The 16,548-nt window shown below is 76.1% G+C and carries 9 protein-coding genes; 7 read left to right on the top strand and 2 right to left on the bottom strand.

Annotated features, from left to right (window positions below; translation table 11 throughout):
- The first annotated feature begins 70 nt into the window (after positions 1-70).
- Positions 71-3,772 (top strand): hypothetical protein, encoded by a 3,702-nt coding sequence (locus ACYVO2_RS12350; RefSeq protein WP_461007761.1) that lies wholly within the window; start codon positions 71-73, stop codon positions 3,770-3,772.
- A gap of 25 nt (positions 3,773-3,797) precedes the next feature.
- Here the strand turns inward: ACYVO2_RS12350 and ACYVO2_RS12345 are convergent, their stop codons facing one another.
- Together ACYVO2_RS12345 and ACYVO2_RS12340 are read right to left on the bottom strand one after the other, a co-directional pair.
- Entirely contained in the window at positions 3,798-4,529 is a 732-nt protein-coding gene (locus ACYVO2_RS12345) for a peptidoglycan recognition protein family protein (RefSeq protein ID WP_461007760.1), read from the bottom strand.
- A gap of 274 nt (positions 4,530-4,803) precedes the next feature.
- Positions 4,804-5,805, bottom strand: a complete 1,002-nt coding sequence (locus ACYVO2_RS12340; RefSeq protein WP_461007759.1) for a GlxA family transcriptional regulator — start codon at positions 5,803-5,805, stop codon at positions 4,804-4,806.
- A gap of 71 nt (positions 5,806-5,876) precedes the next feature.
- Here ACYVO2_RS12340 and ACYVO2_RS12335 point away from each other — a divergent pair, with 71 nt between their 5' ends.
- From ACYVO2_RS12335 to ACYVO2_RS12310, 6 genes are all read left to right on the top strand, one after another.
- Entirely contained in the window at positions 5,877-6,227 is a 351-nt protein-coding gene (locus ACYVO2_RS12335; protein WP_461007758.1) for a cupin domain-containing protein, read from the top strand.
- A 217-nt stretch (positions 6,228-6,444) separates the two neighbouring features.
- Positions 6,445-7,320 (top strand): MEDS domain-containing protein, encoded by an 876-nt coding sequence (locus tag ACYVO2_RS12330; protein WP_461007757.1) that lies wholly within the window; start codon positions 6,445-6,447, stop codon positions 7,318-7,320.
- On the top strand, positions 7,317-8,270 hold the full coding sequence (locus ACYVO2_RS12325; protein ID WP_461007756.1) for an anti-sigma factor RsbA family regulatory protein: 954 nt from the start codon (positions 7,317-7,319) through the stop codon (positions 8,268-8,270). Before ACYVO2_RS12330 ends, ACYVO2_RS12325 begins: the two co-directional genes overlap by 4 nt.
- A gap of 453 nt (positions 8,271-8,723) precedes the next feature.
- Complete coding sequence (locus ACYVO2_RS12320) at positions 8,724-9,173, top strand: DUF4383 domain-containing protein (protein WP_461007755.1); 450 nt, start codon at positions 8,724-8,726, stop codon at positions 9,171-9,173.
- A gap of 245 nt (positions 9,174-9,418) precedes the next feature.
- Positions 9,419-13,984, top strand: a complete 4,566-nt coding sequence (locus ACYVO2_RS12315) for a HAMP domain-containing protein (RefSeq protein ID WP_461007754.1) — start codon at positions 9,419-9,421, stop codon at positions 13,982-13,984.
- A 53-nt stretch (positions 13,985-14,037) separates the two neighbouring features.
- Complete coding sequence (locus ACYVO2_RS12310; protein WP_461007753.1) at positions 14,038-16,530, top strand: SpoIIE family protein phosphatase; 2,493 nt, start codon at positions 14,038-14,040, stop codon at positions 16,528-16,530.
- Positions 16,531-16,548 lie beyond the last annotated feature (18 nt).

The following is a 16,548-nucleotide window of genomic DNA, read 5'->3' as shown; positions in this document are numbered from 1 at the left end:
ACCCGCGGGCCGCCCGGCGCGGGGCGGGCGCCGCGGACGGGCCGGACGGACAGCGCACGGGGGAGACACGATGACGGGGGCGTACCCGACAGCCGAGGAGAACCAGCGGCGGCGGACCCTGGGCCTGCTGCTGCGCTGCCTGCCGCCGGAGGAGGACCCCGCGCCGCTGCGCGCCCGCCTGCCCGAGCGGCTCCCCGACACCGCGCCCGACCCCGACCCCGCCCCGCGGGACGACGCCGCCGCCCTCGCCGCCGCCGGGGCCGTGCGGGACGCCCTCGCCGCCGCCCGCCCCTCCGGCCTGGCCGCGCTCACGGGCGCCGCCCGCGCCGCCGGCGCACTCGACGACGGGCTCGCCCGCGACCTGCTGGACCGCGCCCGGCCCGCCCGCGCCCTGCCCGCCTACCTCGGCGGCACCCCCGCGCCCGGCACCCGCGCCGCCGCCCTGCTGCGCGAACTCGCCGCACGCCACCTCGGCGCCGACCCCGCCCGCTGGCTCGGCCTGCACGACGCCCTCGCCGCCCACCGCGGCACCCTCCCCGAGCTGCTCGCCGCCGCCCCCGCCCCGGCCGCCGTGCCCGCGCCGCCGCCGAAGTCCGTGCCCGCCACCGTCGGCCTGCTCCTGGAGCACGCCGACCCCGGGCACGCGGCCGCCGCCCTGACCCGGCTGCCCGACACCACCCTGCGCGAACTGCTGTCCGGCGGCTCCCTGCCGGGGCCCGGCCTCACCGCCGCCGTCACCGGGCACGGCGACCGCCGCGCCAGGCTCGCCCTGGCCGTCCACCCCCGCCTCGACGCCCGCGTGCTCAAGCGGCTCGCCGCCGCGGACGACCCGGCCGTGAACGCCGCCGTCTACCGCAACCCGCGCTGCACCCCGTCCCTGCGCCGCGCCATCGCCCTGCGCGACCCCGAGGTGCCGCTCGACCCGGGACTGCGGGAGGAACTGCTCACCACCGCCACCGGCCGCACCCTGCTCGCCCCGCTGCTGGCCTGCGGCGACCCCGCCCTCGCCGCCCGGGCGCTGACCGTGGGCCAGCGCCGCGTGGCCCAGCGGTACGCGCTGCTGCGGGTGTGGGAGCGCAACGGGCCCGGCGCGGTGCGCCGCATGCTCGCCGACCCCGAGGTCAGCCGCTACCTGCACACCACCTCCGTGGCCGCCGACGTCGCCGCCGCGCTGGACGAGCCGGACGGCGCCGCCCGGCTGCGCGCCGCGGGGGAGCCCTACGAGGACCCGGCCACGCTGCCCCGCCTGCTCGCCGCGTCCCGCGGCACCAGCACCCTGCGGGACCTGCTGAACGAGCCGTACGCGCACGACTTCCCGGCCCTGGCCGCCGCCAACCGGCGCGCGCCGTTCATGCCCCTCGCCGCCGAGGAGCTGCTCCGCCACGAGGACGGCACCGACGCCGACCGCGCCGAGTTCCGCCTCAGCCTCCTCAACGACGTCTGGCCGGCCGGGGGCCGCCGCGGCGGCAACCTCACCCCGCCCGCCGAGCGGATCGCCGCCGAACCCCTCACCCACTCGGCCGCCGACTGGGCCGTGGCCATGGCGAACGCCGGGCTGCTCGACCCCGCCCACCTGCTGGCCGCCCGCCCGGCCCGGCCCGCGGCCGCCGCGCTGCACGGCGTGCTGGACGCGCGGCCCGACCTGGCCGCCGCCGCCAAGGCCGCCCTGCGCGCCGCCGTCCGCGAGCACCTGTCCGGGCACCCCGAGGCGTGGGCGGTGCTGCTGCGCCTGCTGCCCGACTTCACCGGCACCCTGCCCGAGCTGATCACCGTCAGCGACCGGATCGCCGGCCCCCGGCAGGCCGCGCCGCCCGCCCCCGCGCCCGCCCCCGAACCCCCGCCGGCGCCCCCCGCCGACCCGCCCCCCGCCGACCCGCCGGCCGAACCGCCCCCCGCCACCCCGCGCACCCCCCTGCACCGGGCCGCCCTCGCCGCGGCGGACCTGCTCATCCGCCTCGCCGACACCCCGGCGCCGCCCGGCGCTGCCCCCGGCGTGCTGAGCTTCCTCGCCGACCACGACGGCGCCGACACCCCCGGCTGGGCCACCCCCGACTGGCTGATCGACGCCCACCGCGCGGCCGGCCTCACCCCGCCGGGGCCGTGGCTGGCCGCCCCCGGCCGACAAGCCGTCCTGGACCGCCTCGCCCGCCCCCACGACGACCGCGCCCCGCTGGTCGCCGAGCGCGCCTACCTCCACGGCGTCATCACCCCCGGCGACCTGTCGGCCGCCTTCCCCGCCCGGGCCCTGCTCGGCCCGCCCCACGACTGGCGGCGGCTGGCCTTCCCCGTCGCCTGGCGCCGGGACCTGGCCGAGCTGCTCCACCGCGAGCTCGGCACGGACCCCGACGCCTGGCTGCGCCTGGCCGCGGCCGCCCGCCCCGAGGCCCTGCACCCGGCCGCCGAGCGGGGCGGGGCCACCTGGCCGGAACTGCTGGCGCGCTCCCGCGCCGCGGGCACCCCCGACCCCGCAGAGCTGGCCCCCGTCGACCGGGGCAGCCCGGAGAGGTCCTGGAACCACACCGCGGCGCCCACCACCCCGGAGGAGGCCCTGCGCCTGCTCGACCGCGGCAACCACCTGTGGCTGTGGCCGGCCGGCACCCTGCTGTGCCTGGCCCGGCCGGAGGTCGTCGCCGCCGTCCTGCCGCGGCTCGGCCCCGCCGCCCCCTGGACCCTCGCCGCCTACCTGCTGCGCCAGGAGCCTCCGCCGGACGCCGCCTTCGACCACCTGCTCGCCCTGCGCGACCCCGCCGCGCTGCGCGTCCTGGCCGGCCGCTCCCCGCTGCTGCCCGCCGCGCACGCGCACCGCCTGCTGGACCTGGCCGACCCCGACACCGCCCTGGCCGTCCTCCGCAACGACCACCGCACCGAGCTGTTCCGCCGCGTCGCCGCCGCGCCGGGACCGGTCGCGGCCCGCCTCGCCGCGGAGCCGCCCGGCGGGCCACCGCCCGGCGGCACCGCCTGGCTGCACTCCGCCGAGCCCGACCTGATCGAGCGGGTGCTGCGGCACGGCAGGCTCGACCTGCCCGCCCAGTTGCACGGCTGCCTCGGCCTGCTGCGCCACGGCGGCCCCGGACGGCTGGCCGCGCTGGTCGAGGACGGCGTGCCGGGCGCCGCCGTCACCCGCCTCGCCCACAAGGCCCTGACCGGCCCCGGCGACCCCGCCGCCGTCCTGCGGGCCCGCCTGGAGCGGGAGCACGCGACCCCGAACCTGCTGCGGCGGCTGCGCCGCTCCCCCCACCGCTGGACCACGGCGCGCCTGCTCGACGACCTCCCGGCCGACCCGGACTGGCCCGCCCTCGAGGCCGAGCACGCCCACGACCCCGTCCCCCACTGGGCGACGGTCGTGAACCACCCCCGCACCCCAGAGGACGTCCGGCTCCGCCACGCCCGGCACCTGCCCGCCCCCACCCGGCGCGCCCCCGCCGCCACGCCCGCCGCCGCCCTGGCCCGGCTCCGCCACGGCCTGGGCGACCACCATCACGAGCCGCTCGCCGTCCAGCTCGACCACCTGCTGGGCACCGGCCGGCTCACCGGCCGCGACCTCGCCCGGGAGGTGGCCCCGGCCGCGCTGGTGCTGGCCTGGGTCGGCGGCGCCCTGCGCCGCGCCGACGCCCCGCCCGGCGCCCGCGCCGCCGCCGGCGAGGTCGCCGCCCTGGTCCGCCGCCGACTGGGCGGCGACCCGGACGCCTGGCAGCGCACCTACCGCCGCCTCACCGGCCGCGACCCGGACTGGGACCCGGTCAGCCCGGTCCCCGCCCTGCTGGCGCCCTGACCGGGCCCGCCGCGGGGCCGCCTCGTCACCGGCCCTGGAGCCGCGCCGCCCGGGCCCGGATGTCCGGGAGGCGGGCGTACAGGCCCGCGCCCGGGCAGTGGGTCGGGTAGGCGTCGGTGTGCCCCGCCACCACCGGCACCCGGGCGGGCGTGCCCTTGGGGTAGCGGGCCTCGTCGTTGGTGGACACCAGGGTCACCGTGCCGCGCGGGTCGGGCCCGTCCGCGCCCAGCTTCCACGCGATCAGCCGCGCCATCGCGTCCACCATCGGCTCGGGCACCACCGCGCCCGCCCCGAACGTGCCGATCGCCGCGATGCCGACCGTGCCCTGGTTGAAGCCCCTGGTGTGCGCGCCGACCACCGGCCGGTCCAGGCCCCCGGCCCGGCCCTCGTAGATGGTGCCGCAGGAGTCCACCAGGAAGTTGTAGCCGATGTCGTCCCACGCCTTGGCGTGCGCGTGCCCCGCGTACAGGTTGCGGATGATCTGCGGCGCCACCGAGCAGTCGTAGTCGTTCGGCGTGTCCGTGTGGTGCACGACCGCGGCCTTCACCGCGGGCGCGTACCGCGGCGGCGGCGCGGTGGAGACGGTCTCGGCCCGCCACGCGTCGCGCCGCACGATCGCCGGCTGCGGCACCGCGGGCCGGGCCCGCTCCGCGAGCTGCCGCCAACCCGCGGGCTTGGGCACCCGCGCGGCGGCCTCACGGGGCGGCGCGTCGCCCGGCAGCAGCCACGGCGAGACCACCGCGAAAACGGCGAGCACGGCCAGGGGAACCGCCCCGGGCGGCCGGCGCCCGCACCGCCCCGCCGCTCGCCGGGCCGGTCCCGGCCGCCATCGCACCCAGGCGCCCACCGCTCCTCCTCGGCCGCGACACGGACCTCCGCCCGCCGGACAGGACCGGCACCCCGCCACGTTCCGTCACGGGCCTCCCACTCCAGCACACAGCGCCCGCGTGCCGGAGCCGACACGCCTCACGCCTCATCCTCCGCGCCGCGGCCCCACCCGCCCGCGCCACCGCCCCGCCCGCGCCGCCGCCTCACCCCGCGTCCCGGAAGGGCGGGCCGCCCGCCGCGCGGACCGCCCGTCGGTAGGCGGACGGGGTGGTGCGCAGCGCCCGATGGAAGCGGCGGCGCAGGTTGACCGCGGACGACAGGCCGGTGCGCGCCGCGATCGCCTCCACCGGCAGGTCGGTCTCCTCGAGCAGGGTCCGGCTCGCCTCGATCCGCCGGGCGAGCAGCCACTGCCCCGGGCTGGTGCCGAGCTGCTCGGCGAACCGCCGCGCCAGGGTCCGCCCGGACACCCCCGCCCGCGCGGCCATGTCCTCCACCGTCACCCGCTCCCCGAGCCGCAGGACCGCCCACTCCAGCAGCGGGCCCAGCGCGTCGTCGGCCCGGCGGGGCGGCGGCGGCACCGCGTACGCCGACTGCCCGGTCTCCCGCCGCGACGGCGTGACCAGTTGCCTGGCCAACTGCGCCGCGTGCGCCGCGCCCAGGTCGGCGCGCACCAGGTGCAGGCACAGGTCGAGCCCGGCCCCGGCCCCGGCGCTGGTGGCGACGTCGCCGTGGTCGACGTACAGCACGTCGGGGTCGAAGGTGACGCGGGGGAAGCGGGCGGAGAAGTCGTCGGCCAGCATCCAGTGCGTGCTGGCCCGGCGGCCGTCGAGCAGGCCGGCGTGGGCCAGCGCGAAGGCGCCCGAGCAGATGCCGACCACCCGGGCGCCGCGCCCGTGCGCGCGCCGCAGCGCGGCCAGGACGGCGGGGGAGGGCGCCTCGTCGAGCGGCTTCCAGCCCGGCACCACGACGGTGTCCGCCGTGTCGAGCGCGGCGAGCCCCTCGGTCACCAGCATGTCGTAGCCCGCCAGGGTCGGTACCGGGCCCGGATGCTCGGCGCACACCGAGAACGCGTACGCGGGGGGCAGCCCCGGCCGGTCCGGTCCGAACACCTGAGCGGGGAAGGCGAGTTCCATCGTGGACTGCGGCGGGTGGACCAGCGCCACCACGCGGTGCCGCGGCCCGTCCCCGGTCGTCTGCGCGGTCATGGCAGGAAAGTACCGCACGACGTCATTTCCGACACTGGTGGCCGGGGGAACGCCGCTGCGAGCCTCGGAGCATGGAGATCGACGAGAGCGCGGCGCGCGCCGCGGTGACGGACGGTTACATCTGGGCAGCGGTGGCCGACGCCCCGGTGAGGGAGCTGTTCCCCGGCATCAGGGCCAGGCCCCTGTGGACGGGCGCGAACGGGGCCAAGGCACTGGTGGTGGAGCTGGACCCGGGCAGCAGATGGGAGGGGATCGACGTGCACGAGCCGGGCCCCGAGGAGGTCTTCGTGGTCCGCGGGACCTTCAACGACGGGGACAGGGACTACCCGGAGGGCACCTTCCTGCACGCGCCCGCCGGCTCCTCCCACGTCCCGCAGAGCACCACGGGCTGCACCCTGTTCGTCTTCTACCCCGAGGGCTGACGCCCGCCCGGGGGCGGCGTCCCGCCCGCGGCTGCCCTCCGGGGCCCGCGGCGGGCGGGACGCCGCCGCGCGCCCCGTGCCTCCCGGCGCCGGCGCCCTCGCCGCCGGCTCCCTTCGGTACCGTAGGAGGGCGATCGCCGCCGGACCGACCTGGCAGAACACCGGCACCCTTGCCTACAGTGGGTCCGCAACCGGTGGCCAAGGCATGAGGGAATCGATGACGAAGCTTGCCCCCGAGCCACCATCCTCCTCCGCGGATTTCGGTACCCACACCAGCGCCGTGTTCTCCACCGACGAGGTCCGGGCGCGGACGGCGGCCCGCTTCCTGCGCCAGGGCCTGGAGCGCGGCGAGCGCGTCCAGTACCTCTCCGACGGCGCCCACCCGGACGAGGTGATCGACGCGCTGACCGCCCACGGCCTGGACGCGCGGCGGGCGAGGGACCGCGGCCAGCTCGTCGTGGCCACCGCGCAGGAGACCTTTCTGGCCGCCCCGCCGTTCGACCCCGACCGGCTGATCGGGCACTGGCACACCTCGGTGGTCGCCGCGCTGGCCGACGGGTACCCCGGGCTGCGCGCCGTGGAGGACATGTCCTGGTCCGCCCGCGGGCTGCCGGGGGCCGAGCGGCTGCTGGAGTACGAACTGCGGATGCACGGCGAGGTCCTCGGCCGGCTCCCGCTGTCGGCCCTGTGCCTGTACGACCGCCGAGTGCTCAGGGACACGGCCGTCGCCGTGCTGGAAGGCGCGCATCCGTCCCGGATGCGCGGGGAAGGCGAGAAAACGGGAACCCCGGTGCTTAGTGTCACGCCCCTGCCCGGCCGTCCGGGCCTGCGGATGACCGGTGCGGCGAACCACGACAGCCGCCCGGCCCTGGAGGCCGCGGCCGCCGCGCTGTCCCGGCTCGAGAGCGAGGGCGCCGTGCTCGACCTGTCCGGACTCGACCACATCGACGCGGCGAGCCTGGGCAGCCTCGCCGCGGCGGCCACACGGTCACCCGGGAGCCGGCTGGCCGTCCACGGGGCGCCGCCCTCCCTGGTCCGGCTGTTGGAGCTCTTCCCCGAGCTGACCGGGGTGCTGGAGGTAACGCCCCGATGACGACGACCACTCCCGAGGAATCCGGCCGCCGCACCCGTTCGTTCGTCCATCCGGCGCTGTTCTACCGGCAGGAGGAGGAGTTCCTCGACGGTGTCGCGGGCTTCCTGCGCCAGGGCATCGAGGCGGGCCGCCCCGCCTTCGTCGCCGTCCCCGCGGCCCGCCTGGCGCCGCTGCGGGACCGCATGGGCCCGCTCGGCGCGGACGTGACCTGGCTGGAGATGAACGAGGTCGGCCGCAACCCCGGCCGGATCCTGTCCGCGCTCCAGGGCTTCGCCGACCTCCACCCCGCCGGCGCGCACCTGGTGGGCGAGCCGATCTGGCACGGCCGCAGCCCCGAGGAGATCCGCGAGGCCACCCGGCACGAGGCGCTGATCAACCTGGCGTTCGCCGGGCGCCCGGTGTCCATCCTGTGCCCATACGACGTCTCGGTGCTGCCCGACGACGTCGTCTCCGACGCGTACCGCACCCACCCCGTCATCGCCGAGGGCGAGGCCAACCGCGGCAACGACCTGTACACCGACCCGCTCGAGGTCTGCGCCGACTGCGACACCCCGCTGCCCGAGCCGCCCGCGGACGTGCGCGTGCTGCACTACAAGGAGGGCGACCTCGGCCCGGTGCGGGCCGCCGCCGAGGGGTGGGCGCGCGGGCTCGGCATGTCCGAGCGGCGCCGCACCGACCTGACCCTCGCGGTCAGCGAGGCCACCACCAACTCGGTGCGGCACGGCGGCGGCAGCGGCACCCTGCGGCTGTGGAGCGCGGACGGGACGGCGTTCCTGGAGACGAGCGACCGCGGGTACCTGGCCAACCCGCTGCTGGGACGCAGGCGCCCCGACCCGGTCTCCGCCGCCGGAGGCCGCGGCCTGTGGCTGATCCACCAGTTGTGCGACCTGGTGGAGATCCGCGCCCGGCCGGACGGCCTGGTCCTGCGGATGTCCATCGGCATCGACTGAACCCTCGCCGAGCGGGGGCGACTCGACGGGAGGGGGCCGAAGCCGAACGGCCGGCCCCCACCGCCCCGGCGGCCGGGGCGGCGGATCCCACCTGTCTCCGGCACACATGGCCCGGCACGCGCCCGCCCTTCCCGAGCCCCCGGGCGCCCCCGCGCTCCCGGGCATCGGCGCACCCCTGGCGCCCACCTCCTCACCCCGCTCCTCCTCACCCCCGCACGCCGTCCCACCCCGGCACCCACCCCTCTCCTCCCCAAGCAGCGGCTCCGCGCCCCGGCGCCCACACCCCACCTCCTCACCCCCCACGCGCGCCCTCCCACCCCCTCGCCCACCCCTCCCACCCCAAAAGTGGACTAATGGTGCAAATGTCGGGTAATCCTTCGCTGAAGCACTCGACGACGGCGGCCCCACGCCCGGGAGCCGCCCGGCCCGCCCACCGCGAGGAGGACGTCGGTCATGTCCGGTCGGCACCGCACCACCGCCTACGCCCCCGTCCAGCAGGCCGCCCTGCTGGTGGGCGCGGTCTTCCTGCTCGTCGGCGTCCTGGGGTTCGTCCCCGGCGTCACCACCGACTACGACTCCATGAAGTTCGCCGAGCACCACTCCGGCGCCCAGTTGCTCGGCGTCTTCCAGGTGTCCGTCCTGCACAACCTCGTGCACCTGCTGTTCGGCCTCGCCGGGCTGGCGATGGCCCGGTCCGTGCCGTCCGCCCGCTCGTTCCTCATCGGCGGCGGTGTCATCTACCTGGTGCTGTGGCTGTACGGCCTGTTCGTCGACCACGACAGCGCGGCCAACTTCGTCCCCTTCGACGACGCGGACGACTGGCTGCACCTCGTCCTCGGCGCCGCCATGATCGTCATGGGTGCCCTCCTCGGCCGCGGGGCCCCGGACCGCGCGGAGCACTGAGGCCCGCGCCGGAGCCCACGGCGCACCGGTCCCGCCGCGAAGCAGCAGGTCGCGGCGGGATCGCCCCCCTCCATCGCCCGGTGCCCCTCCCCCTCGGGCGGCGCGTAGGATGAAGCGCATTTTGTCGTGAGGTCGAGGCAGGCGAGGCCGAACGGGCGCGGACGCGCCCGGCCCCCTCCGGGGGTGGCCCGAGCGGTCCGGCGGCAGTGCCGTCGCCGCTTGCGATGAGCGGAGCGAGGGTGGACATGGCGGAGACCACGGCCGAAGGCACGAGCCCGGTGCCGCGGAGCGGGTCGCACGGCGCGGTGGGGGAGCCCGAGCTGCGGCAGTTGCTGGCCGGCCTGACCGCGGTGCGCGACGGCGACTTCGGCACCAGGCTGCCCGACGAGGCGGACGGCCTGCTCGGCGAGATCGCCACGGTCTTCAACGGCATGGTCGACCAGTTGTCGCTGTTCACCTCAGAGGTGACCCGGGTGGCCCGCGAGGTGGGCACCGAGGGCACCCTCGGCGGCCAGGCGAAGGTGCCCGGCGTCTCCGGCACCTGGGCCGACCTCACCGACTCGGTGAACGCCATGGCGGGCAACCTCACCACCCAGGTCCGCGACATCGCCCAGGTGGCGACCGCCGTGGCCCGCGGCGACCTGTCCCAGAAGATCGACGTGGACGCGCGCGGGGAGATCCTGGAGCTGAAGGAGACCGTCAACACGATGGTCGACCAGTTGTCCTCGTTCGCCGCCGAGGTGACCCGGGTGGCCCGGGAGGTCGGCAGCGAGGGCAGGCTCGGCGGCCAGGCCCAGGTGCCGGGCGTCGGCGGGGTGTGGCGGGACCTGACGGACTCCGTCAACTTCATGGCGGGCAACCTCACCGACCAGGTGCGCAACATCGCCCAGGTGACCACCGCGGTCGCCAAGGGCGACCTCTCCCAGAAGATCACCGTGGACGCGCGCGGGGAGATCCTGGAGCTGAAGAACACCATCAATACGATGGTCGACCAGTTGTCGGCGTTCGCCGACGAGGTGACCCGGGTGGCCCGCGAGGTGGGCACCGACGGCCGCCTCGGCGGCCAGGCCGACGTCAAGGGCGTCCTGGGCACCTGGCGCGACCTCACCGACTCGGTGAACTCCATGGCCGGGAACCTCACCGCGCAGGTGCGCTCCATCGCCCAGGTCGCGACCGCGGTCGCCAAGGGCGACCTCTCCCAGAAGATCACCGTCACCGCCCGCGGGGAGATCCTGGAGCTGAAGGAGACCATCAACACGATGGTGGACCAGCTCTCCGCGTTCGCCGACGAGGTGACGCGGGTGGCCCGGGAGGTCGGCACCGAGGGCCGCCTCGGCGGTCAGGCCGACGTCAAGGGCGTCTCCGGCACGTGGAAGGACCTCACCGAGTCCGTCAACGTGATGGCCGACAACCTCACCGCGCAGGTGCGCTCCATCGCCCAGGTCACCACCGCCGTCGCCCAGGGCGACCTGTCGCAGAAGATCCGCGTGGACGCCCGCGGGGAGATCCTGGAGCTGAAGGAGACCATCAACACGATGGTGGACCAGCTCTCCGCGTTCGCCGACGAGGTCACGCGGGTCGCCCGCGAGGTGGGCACCGAGGGCAACCTCGGCGGTCAGGCCACTGTGCGCGGGGTCTCCGGCACCTGGAAGGACCTCACCGACAACGTCAACGTCATGGCGTCCAACCTGACCGGCCAGGTCAGATCGATCGCCCAGGTGGCCACCGCGGTGGCCCGCGGCGACCTGTCCCAGAAAATCATGGTCGAGGCCAAGGGCGAGGTGGCCGCGCTCGCCGGGACGATCAACACCATGGTGGACACCCTCTCGGCGTTCGCCGACGAGGTGACCCGGGTGGCCCGCGAGGTCGGCACCGAGGGCCGGCTCGGCGGGCAGGCCAGGGTGCCCAACGTCGCGGGCACCTGGAAGGACCTCACCGACAACGTCAACTCGATGGCGAACAACCTCACCGGCCAGGTCCGCAACATCGCCCAGGTGACCACGGCGGTCGCCAACGGCGACCTGTCGAAGAAGATCGACGTGGACGCGCGCGGGGAGATCCTGGAGCTGAAGACCACCATCAACACGATGGTGGACCAGTTGTCCTCGTTCGCCGCCGAGGTGACCCGGGTCGCCCGGGAGGTCGGCAGCGAGGGCCGGCTCGGCGGCCAGGCCGAGGTCGAGGGCGTCTCGGGCACCTGGAAGCGGCTGACGGAGAACGTCAACGAGCTGGCCGGGAACCTCACTCGTCAGGTCCGGGCGATCGCCGAGGTCACCAGCGCGGTGGCCGAGGGCGATCTGACCCGCTCCATCACCGTGGACGCCTCCGGCGAGGTCGCCGAGCTCAAGGACAACATCAACTCGATGGTGGAGTCCCTGCGCGAGACCACCCGCGCCAACCAGGAGCAGGACTGGCTGAAGACCAACCTGGCCCGCATCTCCGGGCTCATGCAGGGCCACCGCGACCTCGCCGTCGTCGCCGAACTGGTCATGGACGAGCTGACCCCGCTGGTCTCCGCCCAGTACGGCGCCTTCTACCTCGCCGAGGAGGTGCCCGGCGGCACCGAGCTGCGCCTGGTGGGCTCCTACGGCTACCCCGACGGCGACGACCGGCCCACCCGGATCCCGATCGGCCGCTCCCTGGTCGGCCAGGCGGCGCGGCGCCGCCGCACCATCGTGGTGGACGAGCTGCCGGCCGGGTACGTGCACATCTCCTCCGGCCTCGGCCGCACCGAGCCCACTGCGCTGATGGTGCTGCCGATCGTGGTGGAGGAGCAGGTCCTCGGCGTGATCGAGCTGGCCTCCGTCAGCCGCTTCACCGAGACCCACCAGGACTTCCTGAACCAGCTCATGGAGACCATCGGCGTCAACGTCTCCACCATCGTCGCCAACTCCCGCACCGACGAACTGCTCCAGGAGTCCCAGCGCCTGGCCGGCGAGCTCCAGGCCCGCACCGAGCAGCTCCAGGTGCAGCAGGAGGAGCTCCAGCGCTCCAACGCCGAGCTGGAGGAGAAGGCCGCCCTACTGGCCTCCCAGAACCGCGACATCGAGACCAAGAACCTGGAGATCGAGCAGGCCAGGCAGGAGCTGGAGACCCGCGCCCAGCAGCTCGCCCTGGCCTCGAAGTACAAGTCCGAGTTCCTGGCCAACATGAGCCACGAGCTGCGCACCCCGCTCAACAGCCTGCTCATCCTCGCCCAGTTGCTGGCGCAGAACCCCACCAGGAACCTCACGCCCAAGCAGGTCGAGTACGCGAGCATCATCCACTCCGCGGGCTCCGACCTGCTCCAACTGATCAACGACATCCTCGACCTGTCGAAGGTCGAGGCGGGCAAGATGGACCTCAACCCCGAGCAGGTCCCGCTGCGGCAGTTGCTCGACTACGTCGAGGCCACCTTCCGGCCCATGACCACGCAGAAGAACCTCGAGTTCACCATCAGCACCGCGCCGGGCGTGCCGTCCGAGCTGCTCACCGACGACTCGCGGCTGCGCCAGATCCTGCGCAACCTGCTGTCGAACGCGGTGAAGTTCACCGAGCGCGGCAGGGTGGAGCTGCGCATCGAACCGGCCGGCGACGCCGAGCTGCCCGCCGGGGTGCACCGCGGCGGACCCGTGGTGGCCTTCCGGGTGAAGGACACCGGCATCGGCATCGCCGAGCAGCAGCTCGAGACGATCTTCGGGGCGTTCCAGCAGGCGGACGGCACCACCAGCCGCAAGTACGGCGGCACCGGGCTCGGTCTGTCCATCAGCCGCGAGATCGCCTACCTGCTCGGCGGCGCCGTCACCGCGCAGAGCACCCTCGGCCGGGGCAGCACCTTCACCCTGTTCCTGCCCGCGGCCCGCGACGACTTCGCGGGCATGGTCACCGGCGCCCCGGCCCTGGAGGCCGCGCCGGAGCGGACGGCCGGCGCCCTCACCGAGGCCCGGCGGCCCGCCGCCCCGCTGCCCCGGCAGAAGCGCCGCCTGCTGGTGATCGAGGCACGCGCGCGGGGGCTGCTGTCCCTGGTCGCCGAGAACGCCGTCGCCGACCTCGCGGGCAGCCAGGACCTGGGCCCGTCCCGTCAGGCCGTGGAGGTCGTCACCGCCCTCGGCGCGCAGGAGGCCGCGGCGGCCCTGGCCACCGAGGCGTGCCACTGCGTGGTCCTCGAACTCGACATGCCCGACGGCGAGGCGCTGCGCTTCCTGGAGGCCGTGGAGGGCGACTCGGCGCTGGCCAGCGTGCCCATCCTGGCGCACAACAACCGCCGCCTGGCGGCCGAGGCCGAGCAGGCCCTCCAGTCCCGCGCCGACGCCCGGCCGCTGGAGCTGCTGTCCAGCCTGGACGAGCTGCGCGAGCGCATCGCGCTGCACCTGTCCGCGGACCAGCCCGGCGACGTGCTGCCCCTGGTCCGCGCCGACGAGGCCCCGCAGCCCTCGCCGCGGCCCGTGGACGACACCCTCGCGGGCCGCACCGTGCTGGTCGTGGACGACGACGCCCGCAACCTGTACGCGCTCAGCGGCATCCTCGAACTGCACGGCCTGCGGGTGCTGCACGCGGAGAACGGCCGCGCGGGCATCGAGACCCTCGCCGCCAACCCGGAGATCGACCTGATCCTGATGGACGTGATGATGCCCGAGATGGACGGCTACACCGCCACCATGCGGATCAGGCGGATGCCCGAGTACACGGACCTGCCCATCATCGCGGTCACCGCGAAGGCGATGCCAGGGGACCGGGAGAAGAGCCTCCAGTCGGGGGCGAGCGACTACGTCACCAAGCCGGTGGACGCCGACGACCTGATGGACTGCGTCCGCCGTCACCTGGCCCGATGACCCGCCGCCCCGCCGCCCACGGCACGCCACCCCCACCAGGAGTCAGCGGCACCATGAGCACGTCCGCCAGGCCCCAGGGCCCCAGCAGGTCCGACGGGCTCCCCATCCCCGCGGCGGCCGCGGAGGCCGAGCGGGCCGCCGGGCCCGCCCAGGACCCGGCCGCCGGCGACCCGGCCTCCGCGGTGAGCCGGCTCGCCGCGACCGTGGAGCGGCTGCGCCGCGAGGTGCGGGCCGCCCACGCCGCCGCCGACGGCCGCGCCCTGATCGAGCTCGCCAAGGGCATGCTCGTCGAGCGGCTGCGCTGCGGCCCCGCCCAGGCGGCCGAGCACCTGGCCTCGCTCGCCGAGCAGGCCGGCGTCACCCAGCTCGAGCTGGCCGCGGACATCGTCAACAAGGCGGCCGACGACCCGCTGGCCGAGGCCGCCCACGTCCCGGGCGTGCCCGCGGACGCGGGAGTGCCCGCCGGGGACGGGCGCTCCTCCACGGCGGTGCGGCTGCGCACCGCGGAGAGCGGCGCCCTGGCCGCCGACGACACCCAGGCCGTCGCCGAGTCCCTGCTGCACAACGCGCTCGGCCCGCTCGGCGCCGCCGCGGTCGCCGTGTGGGCCGTCCGCGGCGACGGCTCCCTCGCCCTGTCCGGCAGCGCCGGGTTCAGCGTCGAGGAGGCGGGCCGCTGGCGGTATGTGCCGCCGGGCGTCGCCACCGTCGCCCGCCGGGCGCTGACCTCCCTGCACCTGGTGTGGTTCGAGACCCTGTCGGACGCGGAGCCGCCCACCATGGGCCGACTGGAGTTCCCCGAGGGCGCCAGGGCCGCCGTCCCCGCGACCGCGGGCGGGCGCGTCCTCGGCGTGCTGGAGATCTGCTGGCCGGGGCGGCGCGAGCCCCAGCCGCCGCAGATCCAGCGCCAGCTCCACGCCCTGGCCGAGCTGTGCGGGCACACCCTCCAGTTCCTGCCGGACGGCACCGAGCCCGAGGCCCCCGCCCCGAGGTCGCCGTTCGCCGACGTGGCCGAGCTGGTCGACCTCGCCGAGGGCCTGTACGACCCGGCCCTGGTGCTGCGGCCGTGCCGCGACGCCGCCGGTGAGCTGACGGACTTCCTCATCCACCACGTCAACAGTTGCTTCATCGACCCGGCGGGCCGCACCCGCTCCGCCGTGCAGGGCGCGCTGCTGCTGGAGGCGTACCCGCTGGCGGCGGGCAGCGGCGGCCTGTACGAGCGGGTCGAGCGGGTCTACGCCACCGGCGAGCGGTTCTCCGCCCGGCGGATGACCCTGACCGCCCTGGTGGACGAGGTGCCGCTGACCGCCGTCGGCGACATCAGCATCAGCCGCCACGGCGACGGCGTGCTGCTGATATGGCGGGTCGAGGACGAGGCCGCCCGGTTGGCCAGCCTGCTCCAGCACGCCCAGCGCCTGGGCCGCATCGGCGGCTTCGAGGAGAACACCGTCACCGGCGAGATCACCTGGAACACCCAGTTGTTCGCCCTGTACGGGCGGTCGTCCACCGCGACCCCCGTCCCCCTGGAGGAGCTGCCCGCGCACGCCCACCCGGACGACGCGGTGGCCATCGGCCGGTTCCTGCGCGCGGTGCTGCACCAGCGGCGCCCCGCCTCAAGTGCCTTCCGCCTCCAGCGGCCCGACGGCGTCACCCGCCACATGCGGGTCGTCGCCGAACCCGTCCTGGACGCCGACGGCAGGCTGCTCGCCGTGCGCGGCGCCTACCAGGACATATCGTCCCAGCACTGGACGGAGGTGGCCCTGGCCGCCACCCGCGACCAGCTCGCCCACACCGAGGCGCAGGCCGCCGAGCGCAGCCGCCTCGCCCTCCAGCTCCAGCACGCCATCATGCCGCCCGCCCGGGCGCCGCTGTCCGTGCCCGGGCTGCGCACCGCCGTGCGGTACCGCCCGGCGGAGGCGGAGCACCTGGTCGGCGGCGACTGGTACGACACGGTCATCCTGCCGTCCGGCAAGGTACTGCTGTGCGTCGGCGACGTGGCGGGCCACGGCATCGAGGCCGCCACCTCGATGGTGGTGCTGCGCAACGCCCTGCGCGGCCTCGCCGTCACCGGCGCGGGCCCGGCCCAGCTCCTGTCCTGGCTCAACGTCGTCGCGCACCACCTGACCGAGCAGGTCACCGCCACCGCGGTGTGCGGCCTGTACGACCCGGACACCCGCGACCTGCGCTGGGCCAGGGCGGGCCACCTGCCGCCGATCCTGATCCGCGGCACCGGCGCCCGCGAACTGCCCCTGCTGGAAGGGCTCCTCCTCGGCGCCCACCCCGAGGCCGGCTACCAGGAGGGCGACCTGCGCCTGGAGGAGGGCGACACCCTGCTGATGTACACCGACGGCCTGGTGGAGCGCAGGGACAGCTCCGTGCACGAGTCCCTCACCCACCTGATCGCCACCGCGCAGCGCCCCACCTCCTCCCTGGACCAGCGCCTGGACCGGCTGCTGACCCACAGCAGGTCCGACACCGACGACGACACCTGCGTCATCGGCATCCAGGTGGGCGCCGACCCGGCCCCGGAGGGCGGCGCCGGCGCCTGACCCCGCGTCACCCGGCGG

This window comes from Streptomyces capparidis, assembly GCF_054782095.1.
This window is presented reverse-complemented; position numbering and strand designations above follow the sequence as displayed.